17 protein-coding genes and 3 tRNA genes are annotated in these 16,626 nt (G+C 66.8%); 1 reads left to right on the forward strand and 19 read right to left on the reverse strand.

The features are described from left to right. Window positions 1-18: 18 nt before the first annotated feature. The 17 genes from nuoK to Q0654_RS09085 form a co-directional block, all read right to left on the reverse strand. A complete protein-coding gene (gene nuoK, locus Q0654_RS09005; RefSeq protein WP_298852933.1) occupies window positions 19-324 on the reverse strand; it encodes an NADH-quinone oxidoreductase subunit NuoK in 306 nt (101 codons plus the stop codon). Continuing rightward, window positions 321-935, reverse strand: coding sequence for an NADH-quinone oxidoreductase subunit J (locus tag Q0654_RS09010; protein ID WP_298852935.1), 615 nt, complete (start codon window positions 933-935; stop codon window positions 321-323). Before Q0654_RS09010 ends, nuoK begins: the two co-directional genes overlap by 4 nt. Window positions 936-972: 37 nt before the next feature. Continuing rightward, window positions 973-1,461 carry an NADH-quinone oxidoreductase subunit NuoI gene (gene nuoI / locus Q0654_RS09015; RefSeq protein WP_298852938.1) on the reverse strand — a complete coding sequence of 163 codons (489 nt, stop codon included), beginning with the start codon at window positions 1,459-1,461 and terminating at the stop codon, window positions 973-975. A 10-nt stretch (window positions 1,462-1,471) separates the two neighbouring features. Next, window positions 1,472-2,542, reverse strand: a complete 1,071-nt coding sequence (gene nuoH / locus Q0654_RS09020; RefSeq protein ID WP_091240170.1) for an NADH-quinone oxidoreductase subunit NuoH — start codon at window positions 2,540-2,542, stop codon at window positions 1,472-1,474. 6 nt (window positions 2,543-2,548) lie between these two features. Then, on the reverse strand, window positions 2,549-4,873 hold the full coding sequence (nuoG, locus tag Q0654_RS09025; protein ID WP_298852945.1) for an NADH-quinone oxidoreductase subunit NuoG: 2,325 nt from the start codon (window positions 4,871-4,873) through the stop codon (window positions 2,549-2,551). A gap of 133 nt (window positions 4,874-5,006) precedes the next feature. Continuing rightward, the gene (gene nuoF / locus Q0654_RS09030; RefSeq protein WP_298852947.1) at window positions 5,007-6,320 is read right to left on the reverse strand and encodes an NADH-quinone oxidoreductase subunit NuoF; all 1,314 of its coding nucleotides are present in this window, start codon (window positions 6,318-6,320) and stop codon (window positions 5,007-5,009) included. A gap of 104 nt (window positions 6,321-6,424) precedes the next feature. Next, window positions 6,425-6,952 (reverse strand): NADH-quinone oxidoreductase subunit NuoE, encoded by a 528-nt coding sequence (nuoE, locus tag Q0654_RS09035; protein ID WP_298852950.1) that lies wholly within the window; start codon window positions 6,950-6,952, stop codon window positions 6,425-6,427. Window positions 6,953-7,115: 163 nt separating this feature from the next. Continuing rightward, window positions 7,116-8,369 carry an NADH-quinone oxidoreductase subunit D gene (locus Q0654_RS09040; protein ID WP_298852953.1) on the reverse strand — a complete coding sequence of 418 codons (1,254 nt, stop codon included), beginning with the start codon at window positions 8,367-8,369 and terminating at the stop codon, window positions 7,116-7,118. A gap of 3 nt (window positions 8,370-8,372) precedes the next feature. After that, on the reverse strand, window positions 8,373-9,098 hold the full coding sequence (locus tag Q0654_RS09045) for an NADH-quinone oxidoreductase subunit C (RefSeq protein ID WP_298852955.1): 726 nt from the start codon (window positions 9,096-9,098) through the stop codon (window positions 8,373-8,375). A gap of 7 nt (window positions 9,099-9,105) precedes the next feature. Further along, window positions 9,106-9,648: an NADH-quinone oxidoreductase subunit B gene (locus tag Q0654_RS09050; protein ID WP_091240155.1), complete on the reverse strand. Its 543-nt coding sequence runs from the start codon at window positions 9,646-9,648 to the stop codon at window positions 9,106-9,108. Further along, window positions 9,639-10,028: an NADH-quinone oxidoreductase subunit A gene (locus tag Q0654_RS09055; RefSeq protein ID WP_298852960.1), complete on the reverse strand. Its 390-nt coding sequence runs from the start codon at window positions 10,026-10,028 to the stop codon at window positions 9,639-9,641. The genes Q0654_RS09050 and Q0654_RS09055 overlap by 10 nt, the downstream gene beginning before the upstream one ends. Window positions 10,029-10,076: 48 nt before the next feature. Continuing rightward, window positions 10,077-10,161, reverse strand: a tRNA-Leu gene (locus Q0654_RS09060). A 62-nt stretch (window positions 10,162-10,223) separates the two neighbouring features. Then, window positions 10,224-10,772, reverse strand: a complete 549-nt coding sequence (gene secG, locus Q0654_RS09065) for a preprotein translocase subunit SecG (RefSeq protein WP_343230134.1) — start codon at window positions 10,770-10,772, stop codon at window positions 10,224-10,226. Continuing rightward, window positions 10,708-11,463: a triose-phosphate isomerase gene (gene tpiA / locus Q0654_RS09070; protein ID WP_298852962.1), complete on the reverse strand. Its 756-nt coding sequence runs from the start codon at window positions 11,461-11,463 to the stop codon at window positions 10,708-10,710. Before tpiA ends, secG begins: the two co-directional genes overlap by 65 nt. A 161-nt stretch (window positions 11,464-11,624) precedes the next feature. Continuing rightward, window positions 11,625-12,104, reverse strand: coding sequence for a group 1 truncated hemoglobin (locus Q0654_RS09075; protein WP_298852964.1), 480 nt, complete (start codon window positions 12,102-12,104; stop codon window positions 11,625-11,627). Window positions 12,105-12,132: 28 nt separating this feature from the next. After that, the gene (locus tag Q0654_RS09080; protein ID WP_298852966.1) at window positions 12,133-14,457 is read right to left on the reverse strand and encodes an EAL domain-containing protein; all 2,325 of its coding nucleotides are present in this window, start codon (window positions 14,455-14,457) and stop codon (window positions 12,133-12,135) included. Between the two features lie 3 nt (window positions 14,458-14,460). Continuing rightward, on the reverse strand, window positions 14,461-15,075 hold the full coding sequence (locus Q0654_RS09085; protein ID WP_298852968.1) for a methylamine utilization protein: 615 nt from the start codon (window positions 15,073-15,075) through the stop codon (window positions 14,461-14,463). Between the two features lie 347 nt (window positions 15,076-15,422). On the opposite strand from Q0654_RS09085, the gene Q0654_RS09090 reads away from it, so the two are divergent. Continuing rightward, complete coding sequence (locus Q0654_RS09090; RefSeq protein WP_298852971.1) at window positions 15,423-16,217, forward strand: SDR family oxidoreductase; 795 nt, start codon at window positions 15,423-15,425, stop codon at window positions 16,215-16,217. A gap of 71 nt (window positions 16,218-16,288) precedes the next feature. Here Q0654_RS09090 and Q0654_RS09095 read toward each other — a convergent pair. Both Q0654_RS09095 and Q0654_RS09100 read right to left on the reverse strand, forming a co-directional pair. Then, window positions 16,289-16,364 (reverse strand) — tRNA-Gly (locus tag Q0654_RS09095). Between the two features lie 22 nt (window positions 16,365-16,386). Then, window positions 16,387-16,460, reverse strand: a tRNA-Cys gene (locus Q0654_RS09100). Window positions 16,461-16,626 lie beyond the last annotated feature (166 nt).

Raw genomic sequence — 16,626 nt, forward strand, 5'->3', positions numbered from 1 at the left:
CAGTGGCTCGCGCGGGCCTCACCCTTTCATCGAATCCAGTTCACCGACGTTGATCGTTGACCGGGCGCGGAACAGCGCCACCAGAATTGCAAGTCCGATGGCAGCTTCTGCAGCCGCCACAGTCAGGATGAAGAACACGAACAGCTGGCCGTCGACGCTGCCCAGATGGCGCGAGAAGCCGATGAAGTTCATGTTCACCGCCAGCAGGATGAGCTCGATGCTCATCAGCAGCACGATCATGTTCTTGCGGTTTATGAAGATGCCCCCGACGCCAATGCAGAACAGCAGGGCGCCCACAGCGAGGTAATGGCCGAGCGTGATCACTGGCGGGTCTCCGGGGTTTCGGCCTTCATCTTGACGAGCCGGATGCGGTCTTCGCGGCGCACCATCACCTGGCGGGCCGGGTCCTGGGCCTTGACGTTGATCCGGCGGCGCAGGGTGATCGCGATCGCGGCGACGATGGCCACGGTCAGGATGACCGCCGCCAGCTCGAACGGATACAGGTATTCGGTGAACAGCGCGCGGCCCAGCCACTCGGTGTTGGACATACCTGCGGCAGCCGCCGGGTCGGTCGCCGGCAGGGTCTCGCCGAAGCGGGCGAGGCCGATCAGCGCGATCATCTCCAGCGCCATCACGATGCCGACCACGATGCCGACCGGAAGATAGCGGGCAAAGCCCTCGCGCAGCGGCGCGAACTTGATGTCGAGCATCATCACCACGAACAGGAACAGCACCATTACCGCGCCGACGTAGACCAGCACCAGGGCGATGCCGAGGAACTCGGCGTCGGCCAGGATCCACAGGCAGGCGCTGGAGAAGAACGTGAGGATCAGGAACAGCACCGCGTGCACGGGATTGCGCACGGACACCACCGACAGCGCCGACAGTACGGCGACCGTGGCGAACAGGTAGAAGGCGATCAGGGGGTAACTCATGCCGGGGGGCTCCAGGTCGTTCAGGCGCGGGCCTGGATCAGCGGTAGGCCGAGTCGAGCGCGCGACGCTCGGCGATCTCCACCTCGAGGCGGTCGCCAATGGCCAGCAGCTGCGGCTTGGTGACGATGTTCTCGCCGCGCTTCTCGAAGTGGTATTCGTGGATGTGGGTTTCCACGATCGAGTCGACCGGGCAGCTCTCCTCGCAGAAGCCGCAGAAGATGCACTTGAACAGGTCGATGTCGTAGCGCGTGGTGCGGCGGCTGCCGTCCGCGCGCGGTTCCGAGTCGATGGTGATCGCCAGCGCCGGGCACACCGCCTCGCACAGCTTGCAGGCGATGCAGCGCTCTTCGCCGTTGGGGTAGCGACGCAGCGCGTGCAGGCCGCGGAAGCGGGGCGACTGCGGGATCTTCTCGAAGGGATAGGCCAGGGTGTACTTCGGCTTGAAGAAGTACTTCAGCGTGAGCCACATGCCCTGCAGCAGCTCGATCAGCAGCAGGCTCTTGAAGTAGGAGACAACGCGGTTCATTCGGTCATCCTCAGGCGTTGGCCGTGAACCAGCCCGCGTGCACCGCCCAGGCGGCGACGAGGATCCAGACGATGGTGATGGGGATGAACACCTTCCAGCCCAGACGCATGATCTGGTCGTAGCGGTAACGCGGGAAGCTGGCGCGGAACCACACGTAGAAGAAGGCGAACAGCACGGCCTTGGCGAGCAGCCAGATCACGCTCGGCTGACCCAGCCAGGAATCGGTCCAGCCCTGGAAGGGCGACAGCCAGCCGCCCAGGAACAGCAGGGCCGCCAGGAAGCTGATCAGGATCATGTTGGCGTACTCGGCGAGGAAGAACACCGAGAAGGCCGAACCCGCGTACTCGACATGGAAACCGGCGACGATTTCCGACTCGCCTTCGGCGACGTCGAAGGGCGCGCGGTTGGTCTCAGCCACGCCCGAGATGAAGTAAATGACGAACAGCGGCAGCAGCGGCAGCCAGAACCATTCGAAGAAGCCGGCGTCACCGCCCTGCGCGTTGACGATCGCGCTCAGGTTGAGGCTGCCGGAGGCGACCAGCACGCCCACCAGTGCGAAGCCCATGGCGATCTCGTAGCTGACCACCTGCGCCGCCGAGCGCATCGCGCCCAGGAAGGCGTACTTCGAGTTCGAGGCCCAGCCGGCGATGATCACGCCGTACACGCCCATCGAAGTCATCGCCAGCAGCATCAGCAGGCCGGCATTGATGTCCGCTAGCACCATGCCGTCCTCGAAGGGCACCACCGCCCAGGCGGCGAAGGCCGGGGCCAGCGCCAACACCGGCGCCAGGCGGAACAGGAACAGGTTGGCGTTGCTGGGCAGCACCACTTCCTTGAACAGCAGCTTGAAGACGTCGGCGAAGGGCTGGATGAAGCCGATGCCGAAGACGCGGCCGACATAGACCGGGCCCTGGCGCACGTGCATCCAGCCGATCACCTTGCGCTCGAACAGGGTGAAGTAGGCGACGCCGAGAATCAGCGGCACGGTGATGCAGAGGATCTTGATCAGGGTCCAAACCAGCAGCCCGATGTCGCCGAAGCCGAGGAAGAACTCGCGGATGGGTTCGATGAGCGACAGCATGGGGCCTTACACCTTTGCCACGGTGAGCGCGCCCGCGGGCGCCAGCGGCGCGGTCGCGCCGTAGCCGGATTCGATCCAGACCGCGCCGCGCGGCACGCGGCCACTGACCTCGACCTGCAGGGTGGCCTGACCACGGCCGTCGCCAACCTTCGCCATCGCGCCGTTGGACAGGCCCGCCGCCAACGCATCAGCCGCATTGAGCAGCACGCGCGGACCGCGGGTCAGGCTGTGGGCGTTCAGCGGCTCGGCGCGACGCAGCACCGCATCGGCACGGTAGATCGGGGTGGTGGCAACGCGCTGCAGGCCTTCCATCGCCTCGCGCTTCGACAGCCCTGCCCCGCTCTTGGGCTCGGACAGCGTGATGCCGGCGCGCAGACCGTGGATGTCGATGAAGTCGAAGCCGTCGAGCTTCATCGCCTCGCCCAGCGCACGCAGTAGACGCCAACCTGGACGCGCCTCGGCCGGCGCCTTGGCACCGGCGCTTACGAGCTGGGTCTGGCCCTGTGCGTTGATCAGGCTGGCCTCGATCTCCGGCAGCAGGGCGATCGGCAGGATCACGTTGGCGCAGCGCTTCAGCGTCTCGGTGACGAACGCGCTGAAAGCCACGACCTGCTTGGCCTGCGACAGCGCCTGCAGGGCCAGGGTGTTGTCGGCGAAGTCGAACTCCGGCTCGATGCCGTAGAGCACATAGCTGCTGCGCGGCTGGGCGAGCATGGCGCGGGCGTCGAGGCCCTTTGGCAGTAGGCCAGCACGGGCCAGGCCCAGCGCATTGGCACCACGCTCCAGAACGTTCAGGCGCGCACCCGTGGCGCGCGACAGCGCGGACGCCAGTGCACGCAGCCAGGAGGCGTTGGCATGGCCAACTGCGCTCTCACCCAGCTGGATCAGGGCGACGCTCGCAGACTTGAGCTGTTCCGCCACCGCACGATGACCATCTTCGACCTGCGCATTGGCGACCAGCGATGCCAGTTCAGCGGGCAAACCCTCGGTCGCGCCACCGGCCGCGGCCAGCACGGCCGCCAGCGAATCGATCATGCCCTGCGGGGCGACGATGGCCTTGTGGCTCAGGTCGAAGTTGAAATCGAAGTCGACCGGGTTGATCGCGCTGATCTTCGCGCCGCTTTTCCAGGCCTTGCGAATGCGGTGACCTAGGATCGGCGCCTCAAGACGCGGATTGCAGCCGACCAGCAGCACAGCGCGCGCCTGCTCGACTTCGGCCAGCGGCAGCTCGAAGGCCGTGGCGACGGGAGAGTCGGCGAAGTCCAGCGTGCCAAGCCGGTGGTCGATGTTGCTGCAGCCGAGACGGGCCGCGAGCCGCGCCAGCAGGGCGCCCTCTTCCAGCGAGGTCGAGGGATGCACCAGCACGCCGGTCTGCTCGCCGCTGGCGGCACGCAACAGCTCGGCGGCGCGGGCGATGCCCTGCTCCAGGCTGACTTCCTTCCAGTTCGCACCCTCGCGGACCAAGGCGGTGGTGGCGCGATCGGCCGCGGTCAGGCCGGTGTGGCTGTAGCGGTCGCGATCCGACAGCCAGCTCTCATTGATCGACTCGTTGTCGCGCGGCACCACGCGCATCACTTCGCCGCGGCGCACGTGCAGGTACAGGTTTGAGCCCAGGGCGTCGTGGTAGCCGATCGACTCGCGCGCGGCCAGTTCCCAGGCACGGGCGCGGTAGCGGAAGGGCTTGTTGGTCAGCGCGCCGACCGGGCAGACATCGATGATGTTGCCGGACAGCTCGCTGTCGATGTTCTTGCCGATGTAGGTGCCGATCTCGAGGCGATCGCCACGCCCCATGCCGCCCAGCTCGTAGGTGCCGGCGATCTCGCCGACGAAGCGCACGCAGCGGGTGCAATGGATGCAACGGGTCATGTCGGTGGCGACCAGCGGGCCGACATTCTCGTCCGGCACCACGCGTTTGCGCTCGACGAAGCGGCTGACCGAGCGGCCATAGCCCATGGCCACGTCCTGCAGCTCGCACTCGCCGCCCTGGTCGCAGATCGGGCAGTCCAGCGGATGGTTGATCAGCAGGAACTCCATGACGTTGCGCTGCGAGTCGAGCGCACGCTTGGACTGCGTGTAGATCTTCATGCCCTCCATCACCGGCGTGGCGCAGGCCGGCGCGGGCTTGGGCATCTTCTCGACGTCGACCAGGCACATACGGCAGTTGGCCGCGATCGGCAGCTTCTTGTGGTAGCAGAAGCGCGGGATCGGGATACCGGCCTTGTCGGCGGCCTCGATGATCATCGAACCCTTGGGCACCGCCATCGCGGTGCCGTCGATTTCGATGTTGACCTGGTCGGGCGCCACGTTGGGCGCAGACGGTGCGGCGCTCATGCCTTCACCACAGGGATTCGGGATTCGGGATTCGGGATTCGTTCAGAGCGGGATACGCCTGGAGTGGGGGCACCGGCTCTTTCGAATCCCGAATCCCCAATCCCGAATCCCGCGTCGCAACAGCGCGCAAGGCTCATGCGGCCACCCCCATCTCCGCTTCGACCATCGATCGGCCGTGCGCGACGTAGTACTCGAACTCATGCCAGTAGTGGCGCAGGAAGCCCTGCACCGGCCAGGCAGCGGCTTCGCCGAAGGCACAGATGGTGTGGCCTTCGATCTGGCCGGCGGCGGCCTTCAACATGTGGATGTCTTCGACCGTGCCGCGGCCCTCGACGATGCGCGAGAGCACGCGGTACATCCAGCCCGTGCCTTCGCGGCAGGGCGTGCACTGGCCGCAGCTTTCCTTGTAGTAGAACTGCGAGATGCGGCGGCAGGCCTTGACCATGCAGGTGGTCTCGTCCATCACGATCACGGCGCCCGAACCCAGACCGGAGCCCGCCTTCTGCAGGGCGTCGTAGTCCATGGTCAGTTCCATGATGGTGTCGGCCGGCAGCACCGGCATCGACGAACCGCCGGGGATCACGGCCTTGAGCTTGCGGCCACCGCGCACGCCGCCCGCCATCGCCAACAGGTCCTTGAAGGGCGTGCCCAAGCGGATCTCGAAGTTGCCGGGATTGTTGACGTGGCCCGACACCGAGAACACCTTGGGTCCGCCGTTGTTGGGCTTGCCAAGGTTCAGAAACCACTCGGGGCCGTTGCGGATGATCGCCGGCACCGAGGCATAGGTCTCGGTGTTGTTGATCGTGGTCGGACGGCCGAACAGACCGAAGTTGGCCGGGAACGGCGGCTTGAAGCGCGGCTGGCCCTTCTTGCCTTCCAGCGATTCCATCAGCGCGGTTTCTTCGCCGCAGATGTAGGCGCCAGCACCGAGCGCTGCGTAGATGTCGATGTCGACGCCCGACCCCAGCACGTTCTTGCCCAGCCAGCCGTTGGCGTAGGCCTCCTTCAGCGCCTCCTCGAAGTGCTCGAAGGGCTCGTGGTGGAACTCGCCGCGCAGGTAGTTGTAGGCCACGGTGCTGCCGGTGGCGTAGCACGCAATCGCCATGCCTTCGATCACCGCGTGCGGGTTGTAGCGCAGGATGTCGCGATCCTTGCAGGTGCCCGGTTCGGACTCGTCGGAGTTGCAGAGGATGTACTTCTGCCCCGGCGCATTGCGCGGCATGAAGCTCCACTTCAGGCCAGCCGGGAAACCGGCGCCGCCGCGGCCGCGCAGGCCGCTCTGCTTGACCATGTCGATCACCTGCTCCTGCGGGATCTTCTCGGTCAGCACGCGACGCAGCGCCTGGTAACCACCCACTTTCAGGTAGTTCTCGTAACTCCACGGCTTCTCGAAGTGAAGCGTGGTGTAGACGACGCTGTGCTCTTGCGGTTCCGGTCCGTACGCCATTGCCTTCTCGCCTCTTCCTCATCTGCCCGCCGCGGGATGGCGACGGGCCTGCCAAAGCAGGTGCGGCGCGGCGTTCGGTGTCCAAACGTCGCGGCCGGCGGCCCCTACTTCAGCGAATCCAGGATCTGGTCCATCGATGCCGGGGTGAGCTTCTCGTGGTAGTGGCCATTGACCACCATCATCGGCGCCCCGCAGCAGGCGGCCAGGCACTCTTCCTCGCGCTTCAGGTAGATGCGGCCGTCCGGGGTGCTCTCACCGAGCTTGATGCCCAGACGCTTCTCGACGTGGGCGACCAGATCCTCGGCGCCGTTCAACCAGCAGCTGATGTTGGTGCAGATCGCCACGTTGTTCCGGCCGACCGGCTTCAGCTCGAACATCGAGTAGAAGCTGGCGACTTCATAGGCCCAAACGGAAGGCAGGTCCAGGTAGCGCGCCACCGCGGTGACGAGTTCATCGGTGAGGTAGCCACCGTTCTGCTCCTGCGCCGCCATCAGCCCCTGGATCAGCGCCGAGCGCTTGCGATCCGGCGGGAACTTGCCGACCCAGTGGTCGATATGGTGGCGGGTGTGCTCGCTGAGCACGGCGAGCGGGTCGACCTCGCGTACCGTCTCGAAATTGCCGGTGGCTTTCATGGGTGGAGAGCTGGGATTCGGGATTCGGGATTCGGGATTCGGAATAGCGGGCCGCGCTGGCCCGGGTCGGAGCTGCAAGGACACGAAGCCGGAACGGACGTCGCGCCGCAGCCGCTGTTCACGGCTGTCGCGAATCCCGAATCCCGAATCCCGAATCCCGAGCTCATCGATCAATCTCTCCAAACACGACGTCGTAGGTGCCGATCATCGCCACCACGTCCGGCAGCATGTGCCCGCGCACGATCGAGTCCATCGAGGACAGGTGGGCGAAACCGGGGGCACGCAGCTTGACGCGGAACGGCTTGTTGGCGCCGTCGGAAATCAGATAGCAGCCGAACTCACCCTTGGGCGCCTCGACGGCGGCGTAGGTCTCGCCGGCCGGCACGCAGTAGCCCTCGGTGAACAGCTTGAAGTGGTGGATCAAGGCTTCCATGTCGTCCTTCATCTCCTCGCGGGAGGGCGGCGACACCTTGAAGTTCTTCAGCATCACCGGGCCGGGGTTGGCGCGGAGCCACTGGATGCACTGCTTGATGATGCGGTTGCTCTGGCGCATCTCCTCGACGCGCACGAGGTAGCGGTCGTAGCAGTCGCCGTTGACGCCCACCGGGATGTCGAAATCGACTTCGGCGTACTTGGCGTAGGGCTGCTTCTTGCGCAGGTCCCAAGCCACGCCTGAGCCGCGCAGCATCGGGCCGCTCATGCCCCAGGCCAGGGCATGGTCGGGGCTGACCACGCCGATGCCGACGGTGCGCTGCTTCCAGATGCGGTTGTCGGTCAGCAGGGTTTCGTATTCGTCGATCTTCGAGGGGAAGTCGTCGGTGAAGGCCTCGAGGAAGTCGAGCATCGAGCCCTCGCGCCAGGCGTTGCGGCGCTTCAGCTCCTTGCCCTTGGCCCAGGGCGATTCCTTGTACTGCGGCATGCGCTCGGGCAGGTCACGGTAGACGCCACCAGGACGGTAGTAGGCCGCGTGCATGCGCGCGCCCGAGACCGCCTCGTAGCAGTCCATCAGCTCCTCGCGCTCACGGAAGGCATACAGGATCACCGCCATCGCACCGAGGTCGAGACCGTTCGAGCCGATCCACATCAGGTGGTTCAGCACGCGGGTGATTTCATCGAACATCGTGCGGATCCACTGCGCGCGCTCTGGCGCCTGGATCCCCAGCAGGTTCTCGATGGCACGCACGTAGGCGTGCTCGTTGCACATCATCGAGACGTAGTCCAGGCGATCCATGTAGCCGATCGACTGGTTGAAGGGCTTCGACTCGGCCAGCTTCTCGGTGCCGCGATGCAGCAGGCCGACGTGGGGGTCGGCGCGCACCACGGTCTCGCCGTCCAGCTCCAGCACCAGGCGCAGCACGCCGTGGGCGGCCGGATGCTGCGGGCCGAAGTTCATCGTGTAGTTGCGGATTTCCTGCATGGCTTACTTGCCCTGCCCTGCGCTGCGCTCGGCCTGGGCCTGCTCGTAGCGCGAATCGTGGCGAACCACGCGCGGCACGCCGACGCGCGGATCGATGCTGACCGGCTCGTACACCACGCGGCCCTTTTCCGGGTCGTAGCGCACTTCGACGTTACCGATCAGCGGGAAGTCCTTGCGGAACGGATGCCCGACGAAGCCGTAGTCCGTCAGGATGCGGCGCAGGTCCGGATGGCCCTCGAAAACGATGCCGTAGAGGTCGAAGGCCTCGCGCTCGAACCAGTTGGCGCCCGGCCACAGCTCGGTCACGCTGGGCACCACGGGCAGCGCGTCGTCGGCGCCGAAGCAGCGCACGCGCAGGCGGCGGTTGTGGACGATCGAAAGAAGATGGAACACCGCGGCAAAGCGCCCAGCGCCCGAGGACACGGCGGGGCGCTGCTCCCAGTTGAAGCGGCCGGGACCGTACCCTTCAACGCCTCGCGAGAAGCCTTCGGCGGAGACGTCCGAGGTGTCCCACTCGACATCACCGAAGCCCAGATAGTCGACGCCGCACACATCCACAAGAAGTTCGAAGCGGAACTCCGGGTCGTCGCGCAGGGTGCGGCAGACATCGATCAGGCTGTCAGGCGCGACCTCGATGGAGGTCTCGTCGCGCTCGACGTGCAGCTTCTGCAGCTTGCCGTCGAAGCGGGCGCGCAGGCGCTCGGCCAAGGTGGAGGTTTCGTCTGCCATGGCCTGCTCAGCGCGCGATCGTGTTGGTGCGGCGGATCTTCTTCTGCAGCTGCAGGATGCCGTAGATCAAGGCCTCGGCCGTGGGCGGGCAGCCCGGCACGTAGACATCGACCGGCACCACGCGATCACAGCCGCGGACCACCGAATAGGAGTAATGGTAGTAGCCACCGCCATTGGCGCAGCTGCCCATAGAGATCACCCACTTGGGGTTGGGCATCTGGTCGTAGACCTTGCGCAGCGCCGGCGCCATCTTGTTGACCAGGGTGCCGGCCACGATCATCACATCTGACTGGCGCGGCGAAGGGCGGAAGATCACGCCGTAGCGGTCCAGGTCGAGCCGCGACATGCCGGCGTGCATCATCTCGACCGCGCAGCAGGCCAGACCAAAGGTCATCGGCCACATCGAGCCGGTGCGCGCCCAGTTCAGCAGCGCATCGACCGAGGTCGTGACGAAGCCGCGCTCAAGCAGCGGGTTCTCGCCCTCGGGCCGGAGGATGTCGTCGAGACGACCGATCGGCTCGGGGTTGTGCAGCAGCTGGCTCACTCCCATTCCAGCGCTCCCTTCTTCCATTCGTAGATGAAGCCGATCACGAGGATGCCCAGGAACACCGCCATGGCGGCGATCGCGGTCACGCCGATGTCCTTGAACACCAGCGCCCACGGGAACAGGAAGGCGATCTCGAGATCGAAGATGATGAAGAGGATGGCGACGAGGTAGAAGCGCACGTCGAACTTCATGCGCGCGTCTTCGAAGGCTTCAAAGCCACACTCGTAGGGCGAGCCCTTCTCGCCGTCGGGCGACTTCGGACCCAGCAGCCAGCCCAGGAAGAGCAGGACCACGCCAATGCCGGCAGCTACGCCGAGGAACATCAGGATCGGCAGGTAATCGGCCAACACGCGTCGCCACCTCCGCGCCGCGATGGGGCGCATCAGCGCAGCGGAGAGCGCGAGTGCAGCTCCGCTGCCGTTTCAGGATGTTGGTGCCCAGGGCGGGACTCGAACCCGCACAGCTTGCGCCGCTACCCCCTCAAGATAGTGTGTCTACCAATTCCACCACCTGGGCAAGGGATCGCTGGATGGCGTCTTGCGCGCCTCATTCCAGCGGAGTCGGATTGTATCAGGCGATCACTCGCCCGACCCACCCTCCGACGGGGGATTTTCCCGACTTTCGTCCTGCTCCACAGGCTGCTCGGAAGCAGCTTCGGGAGCCGTGGCGGCGGGCGCCACCACAGCCTCGGGAATCTGGCTGGCCGGCGCTTCGACGGCGGCCGGAATCTGCTGGCTTGCAGCAGGCTGGACGCTGCCCATCACGCCGAGATCGTCGACCGGGCCCGCACGCAGGCCGCCGCGAGCGACATACATGGCCATGCCGAGACTGATCGCGAAGAAGAGGATCGCCAGCACCGCCGTCGACTTCGACAGGAAGTTGGCCGACCCGCGCGAGCCGAACACCGTAGCCGAGGCGCCAGCGCCGAAGCCGGAGCCGGCCGCCGCGCCTGCGCCGCGCTGCAGCAGGATCATCACGATCATGGCCACGGCGACCAGGACGTACAGGATGTTGGCGAGAGTCAGGACAGTGGAGGACATGGATACCAGCTTGTATCGGAATTCATCCGCGGGAAGCAGCCGCAGCCGCGATCCCCAGAAAATCGGCAGCCACCAGAGCGGCGCCACCAATCAGACCGCCATCGACATCCGGCTGTGCGAACAGCGAAGCCGCGTTGTCGGGCTTGACGCTGCCGCCGTACAGGATGACCAGCGAGTTCGCCATATTAGCATCGACTGCGGAGATTTCGCTACGGATGAACGCATGGGCATCCTGCGCCTGCTGCGGACTCGCGGTGAGCCCGGTGCCGATCGCCCACACCGGCTCGTAGGCCAGCACGCAGCGCGACAGCAAGTCGCTGCCCAGGGCGCGCACCGGCGCAAGCTGGGCGCGCAGCACCGATTCGGTGGATCCCGCTTCGCGCTCGGCGCGGGTTTCGCCCACGCAGACCACGGCCGTGAGGCCGGCGCTGACAGCCGCCCTCGCCTTGCGCGCGACCAGCTCGGATGTCTCCCCGTGGTAGCTGCGCCGCTCGCTGTGTCCGACCAAAGTCCAACGCGCACCAATTTCGTACAGCATGGCTGCAGAGACTTCGCCGGTGAATGCGCCACGTTCGTGCTCGGACACGTCCTGGGCACCGAACTCGATGCCGCGGCCCGCGTAGGCCTGGGCCAGCTCGGCCAGATAGGCGAGCGGCGGAAACACCGGCAGCTCGACGCCGTCGGGCCGCGAGCCGGCGAGCAGCGCATCGAGCAGCGCGCGCGCGCTGTCGCGACTGCCGTTGAGCTTCCAGTTTCCCGCGACGATGGTGCTGCGCATGGACGCTACTCCGTTATGAGCGAATTCGGGATGGCCGGTACAAGGCGCCGCACCGGCCATGGCGGCGCGCAGGATACGCGTCTCGCGGGCAAGCTCCAACGAATGCCGAGGAGCCGAAGACCCGATCCCGCACAGGCACAGCTGGGCGATGCCGCTGCCACCTAGCGGTACAGGATGTCCCTCTGCATCGGCGCAAGCCGGGCGAGCAGGCGGTTCTGGGCGGCGAAAGGCACACCCTGTTCCTGCATCGACTGCTGCAGGCATTCGACGAGCGCGTTGAAGTCCGCCTGCGTATAGCCCCGCCCGGCATGGCTTTGCTGCATGCTGTCCCCGGTGTAGACGCAGGGCCCGCCGGCTTCCGCGCAGAGCTGCTCGATCAGCTTCTCGCGCAGTCTCAGAATGTTGCTCTCGGCAAAATGATGGGCGATGCGGGGGTCCTCGCTGATGGCGAAGAGCAGCCCATCGACGATCGCGGTGACGCCCTGCAGCCCGCCCAGATCGGCGAACAGCGCGTCATCCTGCAGTGTCGGCCGTGATCCCGAGGCGCAGGCGGACAGCAATAGGGCCAGAATCCACCCAACCGCTCTGGAGGCTCGCGGCCGGACGGAATGCGCGAGCGCGCCGGTGTGGTCCACATGCATCAGCCTTGCCTCCGTGACAAGCGGGGTCTCAGTCAAGCACGGACAGCGGCTGCCATCCATCAAACCGGCTGCACCAGCCAGGCAGGTCGGCGCCCGCCATCGGCCGGCTGAACAGGTAGCCCTGCCCGAGGTCGCAGCCCAGCTCCTGCAGCACCGCGAGGCCTGCCGGCGTTTCGATGCCCTCGGCGATCACCTGCATGCCGAAGCGGTGGCCCAGCTCAACCGCGATTCGCACAAGCTCCTCCTCCGCGCTGCCCGGCTGCAGGGTCAGGACGAAGCTCTTGTCGATCTTCAGCTCGTCTGCCGGGAGGTGCTGCAGCTGGGCGAGGGACGATTGCCCGGTGCCGAAATCGTCGATGGCGACGCGCACGCCGGCAGCACGCAGGCGCTGCAGCTGCTCGATCGCGGTGGCGAGGTCGGTCACGACGGCGCTTTCAGTCACCTCGACGATCAGACGCGAGGCCGGGAAGTCCTGCCCTGCGAGCTCGCTCTCGATGCGCGCGGCCAGACCAGGGTCGGCAAGATCCAGTGCCGACAGGTTGACCGCCACCGCCAGATCGATGCCCGCCACACCCCAGGCGCGACAGCTGCGGATCGCCTCGGCAAGCGCGAACCGGGTCAGCGCGCCAACGAGGCCGGCGCGCTCGGATATCGGGATGAACTCGTCGGGAAACACCAGACCGAGTTCAGGATGCCGCCAGCGCAACAGCGCCTCCGCATGCACCACCCGCCCGCTGCGAAGATCGACCTTGGGCTGGAACACCAGGAACAGCTCGCCGCGATCTGCAGCCTGACGCAGATCCGCCATCAGTCTCAGCTGCCGCAGATGACGATCCTCCCGACCCGGCCGGTAGGCACAGACGGGCAAGCCCTCGCGCTTGGCATCCGCCAGGGCGAGCTGGGCGCGGCGCAGAAGCGCACGACCATTGTCGGCATCACCGGGAAGGCAGGCGAGACCGGCGGTGAACTCGACGCGCACTGGCGCGGCTCCGACCCAGTACGCGCTGCCAATGCGTGCCAACACATCGAGCGCCCAGCCCATCGGCGGTTTCCCGGGCGCACCTCGCGCCAGAAGCATGAACTCGTTGGCGCCCAGCCGGGCAAGGCCGTCCTCGGGAAAGGCTTCGCGCAGGCGCAGGCCCAGGCTCCTGAGCAGGGCATCGCCGGCTTCGGCACCAAGGCTGTCGTTGATCTGCGCGAAGCGGCGGATGTCGATCAACAGCAGGCACCAGCGCTGCCCATCGCGGGGTTGGACCAGAGCGTCCAGCATCGCCAGGGCTGCCGGGCGGTTGGGCAGGCCGGTCAGTCCGTCTTCGATTGCCTGCTTCTGGATCCGCGACTCACGCGCCTGGATCTGCAGCTGCATCGCATCTACCGCAGATGCCAACACGCTCAGCTCTTCGCCCCCAGAACGCGGCATGGCTACGGCGTAGTCGCCGCCAGCAATGCGCTCCACCGCCTCGGTGAGAGCACGCAAGGGCCGGCCAATGCCACGCGCTGCCAGGAGCGCGGCCAGCACCGCCGGCAAGGCCATCAGCAGCGAAAGGCTGAGGATATTGCTGCGCAGCGCGCGCATGGGCTCTTCGAAGCGATCGCGGTCGAACTGCAGCACGCGCACCATGGCCTGACCATCCACACTGCGCAGCGCGCTGCGAAGGCTCACAACCGCATCGTCGGCGGCCTGGTCGTCGGCCAGGGCCTGCAGCAATGCGGACTGCTGGTCACTCGACAGGCTGCTCGCCAGCACGACGCCGCGCTCAGGGACCACCAGGCTGAGGTCGGCACCGGTGAGGGCACTGAAGTCGGTCAACACGCCGCGGCTGATGGCGAAGCCGAAACCCGCCCATGCCACCCGCTGCGGCGCGCGCACCGGCACCAGCGCCAGCTGGATGGCGACGCCTTCGATCTGCACCAGTCCGACCGATCCGCGCGCGGCATCAGGGCTCTCCACCATATCGCGCAGCGCCGGACGCAGTGCGTCGAGCTCGAACTCGGGCAGGGTCGCGATCGGTTCGCCGGTGGGCGAGAGCAGAAGGGCGAAATCCGCTTCCACCCGGGCGGCGTGGTTCAGCAGCGCGGAAACGCCGGTGGCGCGATCGCCGCTCGCCACCGCCTCGCGAAAGCCGAAATCTTCCGCCAGCACCGAGACCGCCGACAGCAGTCGCTGCCCTCGCAGTTCGAGGAAGCGCTCCCAGACGCGCTCGGCCGCTGCCAGCTCCGCGCCCGCGACGCGATCGACCACGCCGCGCGTGCCGAACTGCACGGCCAGCGCCGATGCGGCCAGCAACAGCAGCACCACCAGCAGAACGAGCCCGATCAGACGCGCGCGGAGGCTGGAGCGGAGCCGGAGCACGCCTCAGGGATCCTTGCGAAGGGCCCGGAAGCGCTCCTGCAGGGCGCGCAGCTGTGCATCCTCTGAGAGCGCAGGCCCCTGAGGCGGCGTGAGCGTCAAGGCCAGCGGCAGCCGGAGCACTTCTGCATCGTCCAGTCGGACCGATTGCTCGATCCAGGGCGCATCGCCTGCAAGCCGCGCATGCCAGACCCGCAGGACATGATCGCCCGGCGGTGCCTCGATCCAGTGCTCGGTGGGTACGCCGGGATCGACCTCGCGGTGGTGCGGCGTATCCATCACCAGGATATGGGCCTGCATCCAGTCGTGGATGTTGCAGCCGAGCACCACGACGCCGGCCTCGGGAAACTCGACCGGCTCGGCGTTGCCCCCCGCGTACAGCGGCAGCTCGAAGCGACGCGCGGCGGAGAACGAATAGACGTGGTGGCGGATGTCGTCGCTGTTCGGGAAAGCCACCGTGCTGCCGACCGGCACGACCAGCAGGGTCGGCGCGAACTGGCGCCCGCGCTGGTCCATCACCGCCTGTACGGGCGCGACCTGGGCGGCGGCAGCCGGCGAATGCAGGCTGAGCACGAGCGCGCCGTCGCCGGGGTCCCCTTCGATGTCCAGATCCAGCTCCAACCGCGCCGCGCACGCGACCGTCGCGTGCAGCGCGAGCGCAAGGACAACCTGGGCTGCCGCCCACTTCCGCCTTCCCCGTCCTGCCAGCATCGGGCACCTCGTGTTGAGCCGACTCCGGCACGGATACTCCGCCGGGCGTGTGCGGCATGCAAAGGGTGTGCTTGGCCATGTGTGCAGGCGCCGCGACGCGGCGAGTTGAGGTCGCGATGCGAGACTGCTGCAAGCCGACCGTGACTGGCCGTTCCGCAGTCCCTTCTCCGCGCTGTGGAAGAATGCCCACGTCGGCGCACGCCCGGAAAGGGCCGCAGTGCGCCCTTCCAAACCAGCCAAACGGGGAACAAGGCTCCATGGATACCGAGTACGTCCTGATCACTGGCGCATCGGCCGGCATCGGCGAAGCCTTGGCGCGCGAGTACGCCCGGCGCGGTCGCGCGCTGGTGCTGCTGGCGCGTCGCACCGAGCGCCTGGAGGCGCTGGCCGCGGAGCTCCGTCCGCAGGTGGCGGTGGAGATTCTGGCGGCGGATCTGGCGGACCCGTCGGCACCCGCGGCCATCGTCGACGCGCTCGAACAACGCCGCCTGAGGATCGGCGGACTGGTCAACAACGCGGGATACGGCCTGCCAGGCGCATTCCATGTGCCGGACTGGCCCGCGCATGCCCGCTTCCTGCAGGTCATGGTGACCGCGGTCTGCGAGCTGAGCTGGCGCCTGCTGCCGGCCATGCAGGCATGCGGGCGCGGCGAGATCCTGAATGTCGCCTCCCTGGCCGGCCACGTTCCCGGCTCGGCCGGCCACACCCTGTACGCCGCCTCGAAGGCCTTCATGATCCGCTTCTCGGAGTCGCTGGCCTTGGAGAACGCCGAACGCGGGATCCGCGTCTGCGCGCTCTGTCCCGGCTTCACCTACTCCGAGTTCCACGACATTACCGGCACGCGTCCGCAGGTCTCGCGCATGCCGCGCTGGATGTGGATGAGCGCGGAGGAGGTCGCTCGCGAGGGGCTGGATGCGCTTGCTGCCGGCAAGGTCGTGCACGTGCCCGGGCGGGCCAATCGGCTGATCAAGGCGGTGACCCAGCTGCTTCCGGACCGGATGGCGCTCAAGCTGGTGCAGAAGCGCTCACGCGACTTCCGCTCGCTGGACTGAGAGCATGTGAGAGCCATCCGCCTACTGCGGCCGCAAAAGAAAAGCCCCGGGCGCAGGCCCGGGGCTTCGAATGGAGCGGGAAACGAGACTCGAACTCGCGACCCCGACCTTGGCAAGGTCGTGCTCTACCAACTGAGCTATTCCCGCATTCAGATTGTCATTCGCAAGATGGAGGCCTGGGTCGGAATCGAACCGGCGTACACGGCTTTGCAGGCCGCTGCATGACCACTCTGCCACCAGGCCGTGGCGGTGCATCCTAACACCAGCGGCACCTGCCGAAGCCTGCGACGGCGACAACCGGTTCCGCCTAAAAACAAAACCCCGGAGGACCGAAGTCACCACGGGGTTTCGTGGATCTGGAGCGGGAAACGAGACTCGAACTCGCGACCCCGACCTTGGCAAGGTCGTG

The sequence above is a fragment of the uncultured Aquimonas sp. genome, assembly GCF_937888285.1.
Taxonomy (GTDB): domain Bacteria; phylum Pseudomonadota; class Gammaproteobacteria; order Xanthomonadales; family Xanthomonadaceae; genus Aquimonas.

Bases quoted from the DNA above. Each gene is read 5' to 3' on its own strand.
- Q0654_RS09075 (WP_298852964.1), bottom strand. From the start codon at position 12,104: ATGCATGTGGACCACACCGGCGCGCTCGCGCATTCCGTCCGGCCGCGA.
- nuoF (WP_298852947.1), bottom strand. From the start codon at position 6,320: ATGGCGTACGGACCGGAACCGCAAGAGCACAGCGTCGTCTACACCACG.
- nuoI (WP_298852938.1), bottom strand. From the start codon at position 1,461: ATGAACCGCGTTGTCTCCTACTTCAAGAGCCTGCTGCTGATCGAGCTG.
- Q0654_RS09050 (WP_091240155.1), bottom strand. From the start codon at position 9,648: ATGGGAGTGAGCCAGCTGCTGCACAACCCCGAGCCGATCGGTCGTCTC.
- Q0654_RS09045 (WP_298852955.1), bottom strand. From the start codon at position 9,098: ATGGCAGACGAAACCTCCACCTTGGCCGAGCGCCTGCGCGCCCGCTTC.
- tpiA (WP_298852962.1), bottom strand. From the start codon at position 11,463: ATGCGCAGCACCATCGTCGCGGGAAACTGGAAGCTCAACGGCAGTCGC.
- Q0654_RS09055 (WP_298852960.1), bottom strand. From the start codon at position 10,028: ATGCGCCCCATCGCGGCGCGGAGGTGGCGACGCGTGTTGGCCGATTAC.
- Q0654_RS09040 (WP_298852953.1), bottom strand. From the start codon at position 8,369: ATGCAGGAAATCCGCAACTACACGATGAACTTCGGCCCGCAGCATCCG.
- nuoG (WP_298852945.1), bottom strand. From the start codon at position 4,873: ATGAGCGCCGCACCGTCTGCGCCCAACGTGGCGCCCGACCAGGTCAAC.
- Q0654_RS09010 (WP_298852935.1), bottom strand. From the start codon at position 935: ATGAGTTACCCCCTGATCGCCTTCTACCTGTTCGCCACGGTCGCCGTA.
- Q0654_RS09090 (WP_298852971.1), top strand. From the start codon at position 15,423: ATGGATACCGAGTACGTCCTGATCACTGGCGCATCGGCCGGCATCGGC.
- nuoE (WP_298852950.1), bottom strand. From the start codon at position 6,952: ATGAAAGCCACCGGCAATTTCGAGACGGTACGCGAGGTCGACCCGCTC.
- nuoH (WP_091240170.1), bottom strand. From the start codon at position 2,542: ATGCTGTCGCTCATCGAACCCATCCGCGAGTTCTTCCTCGGCTTCGGC.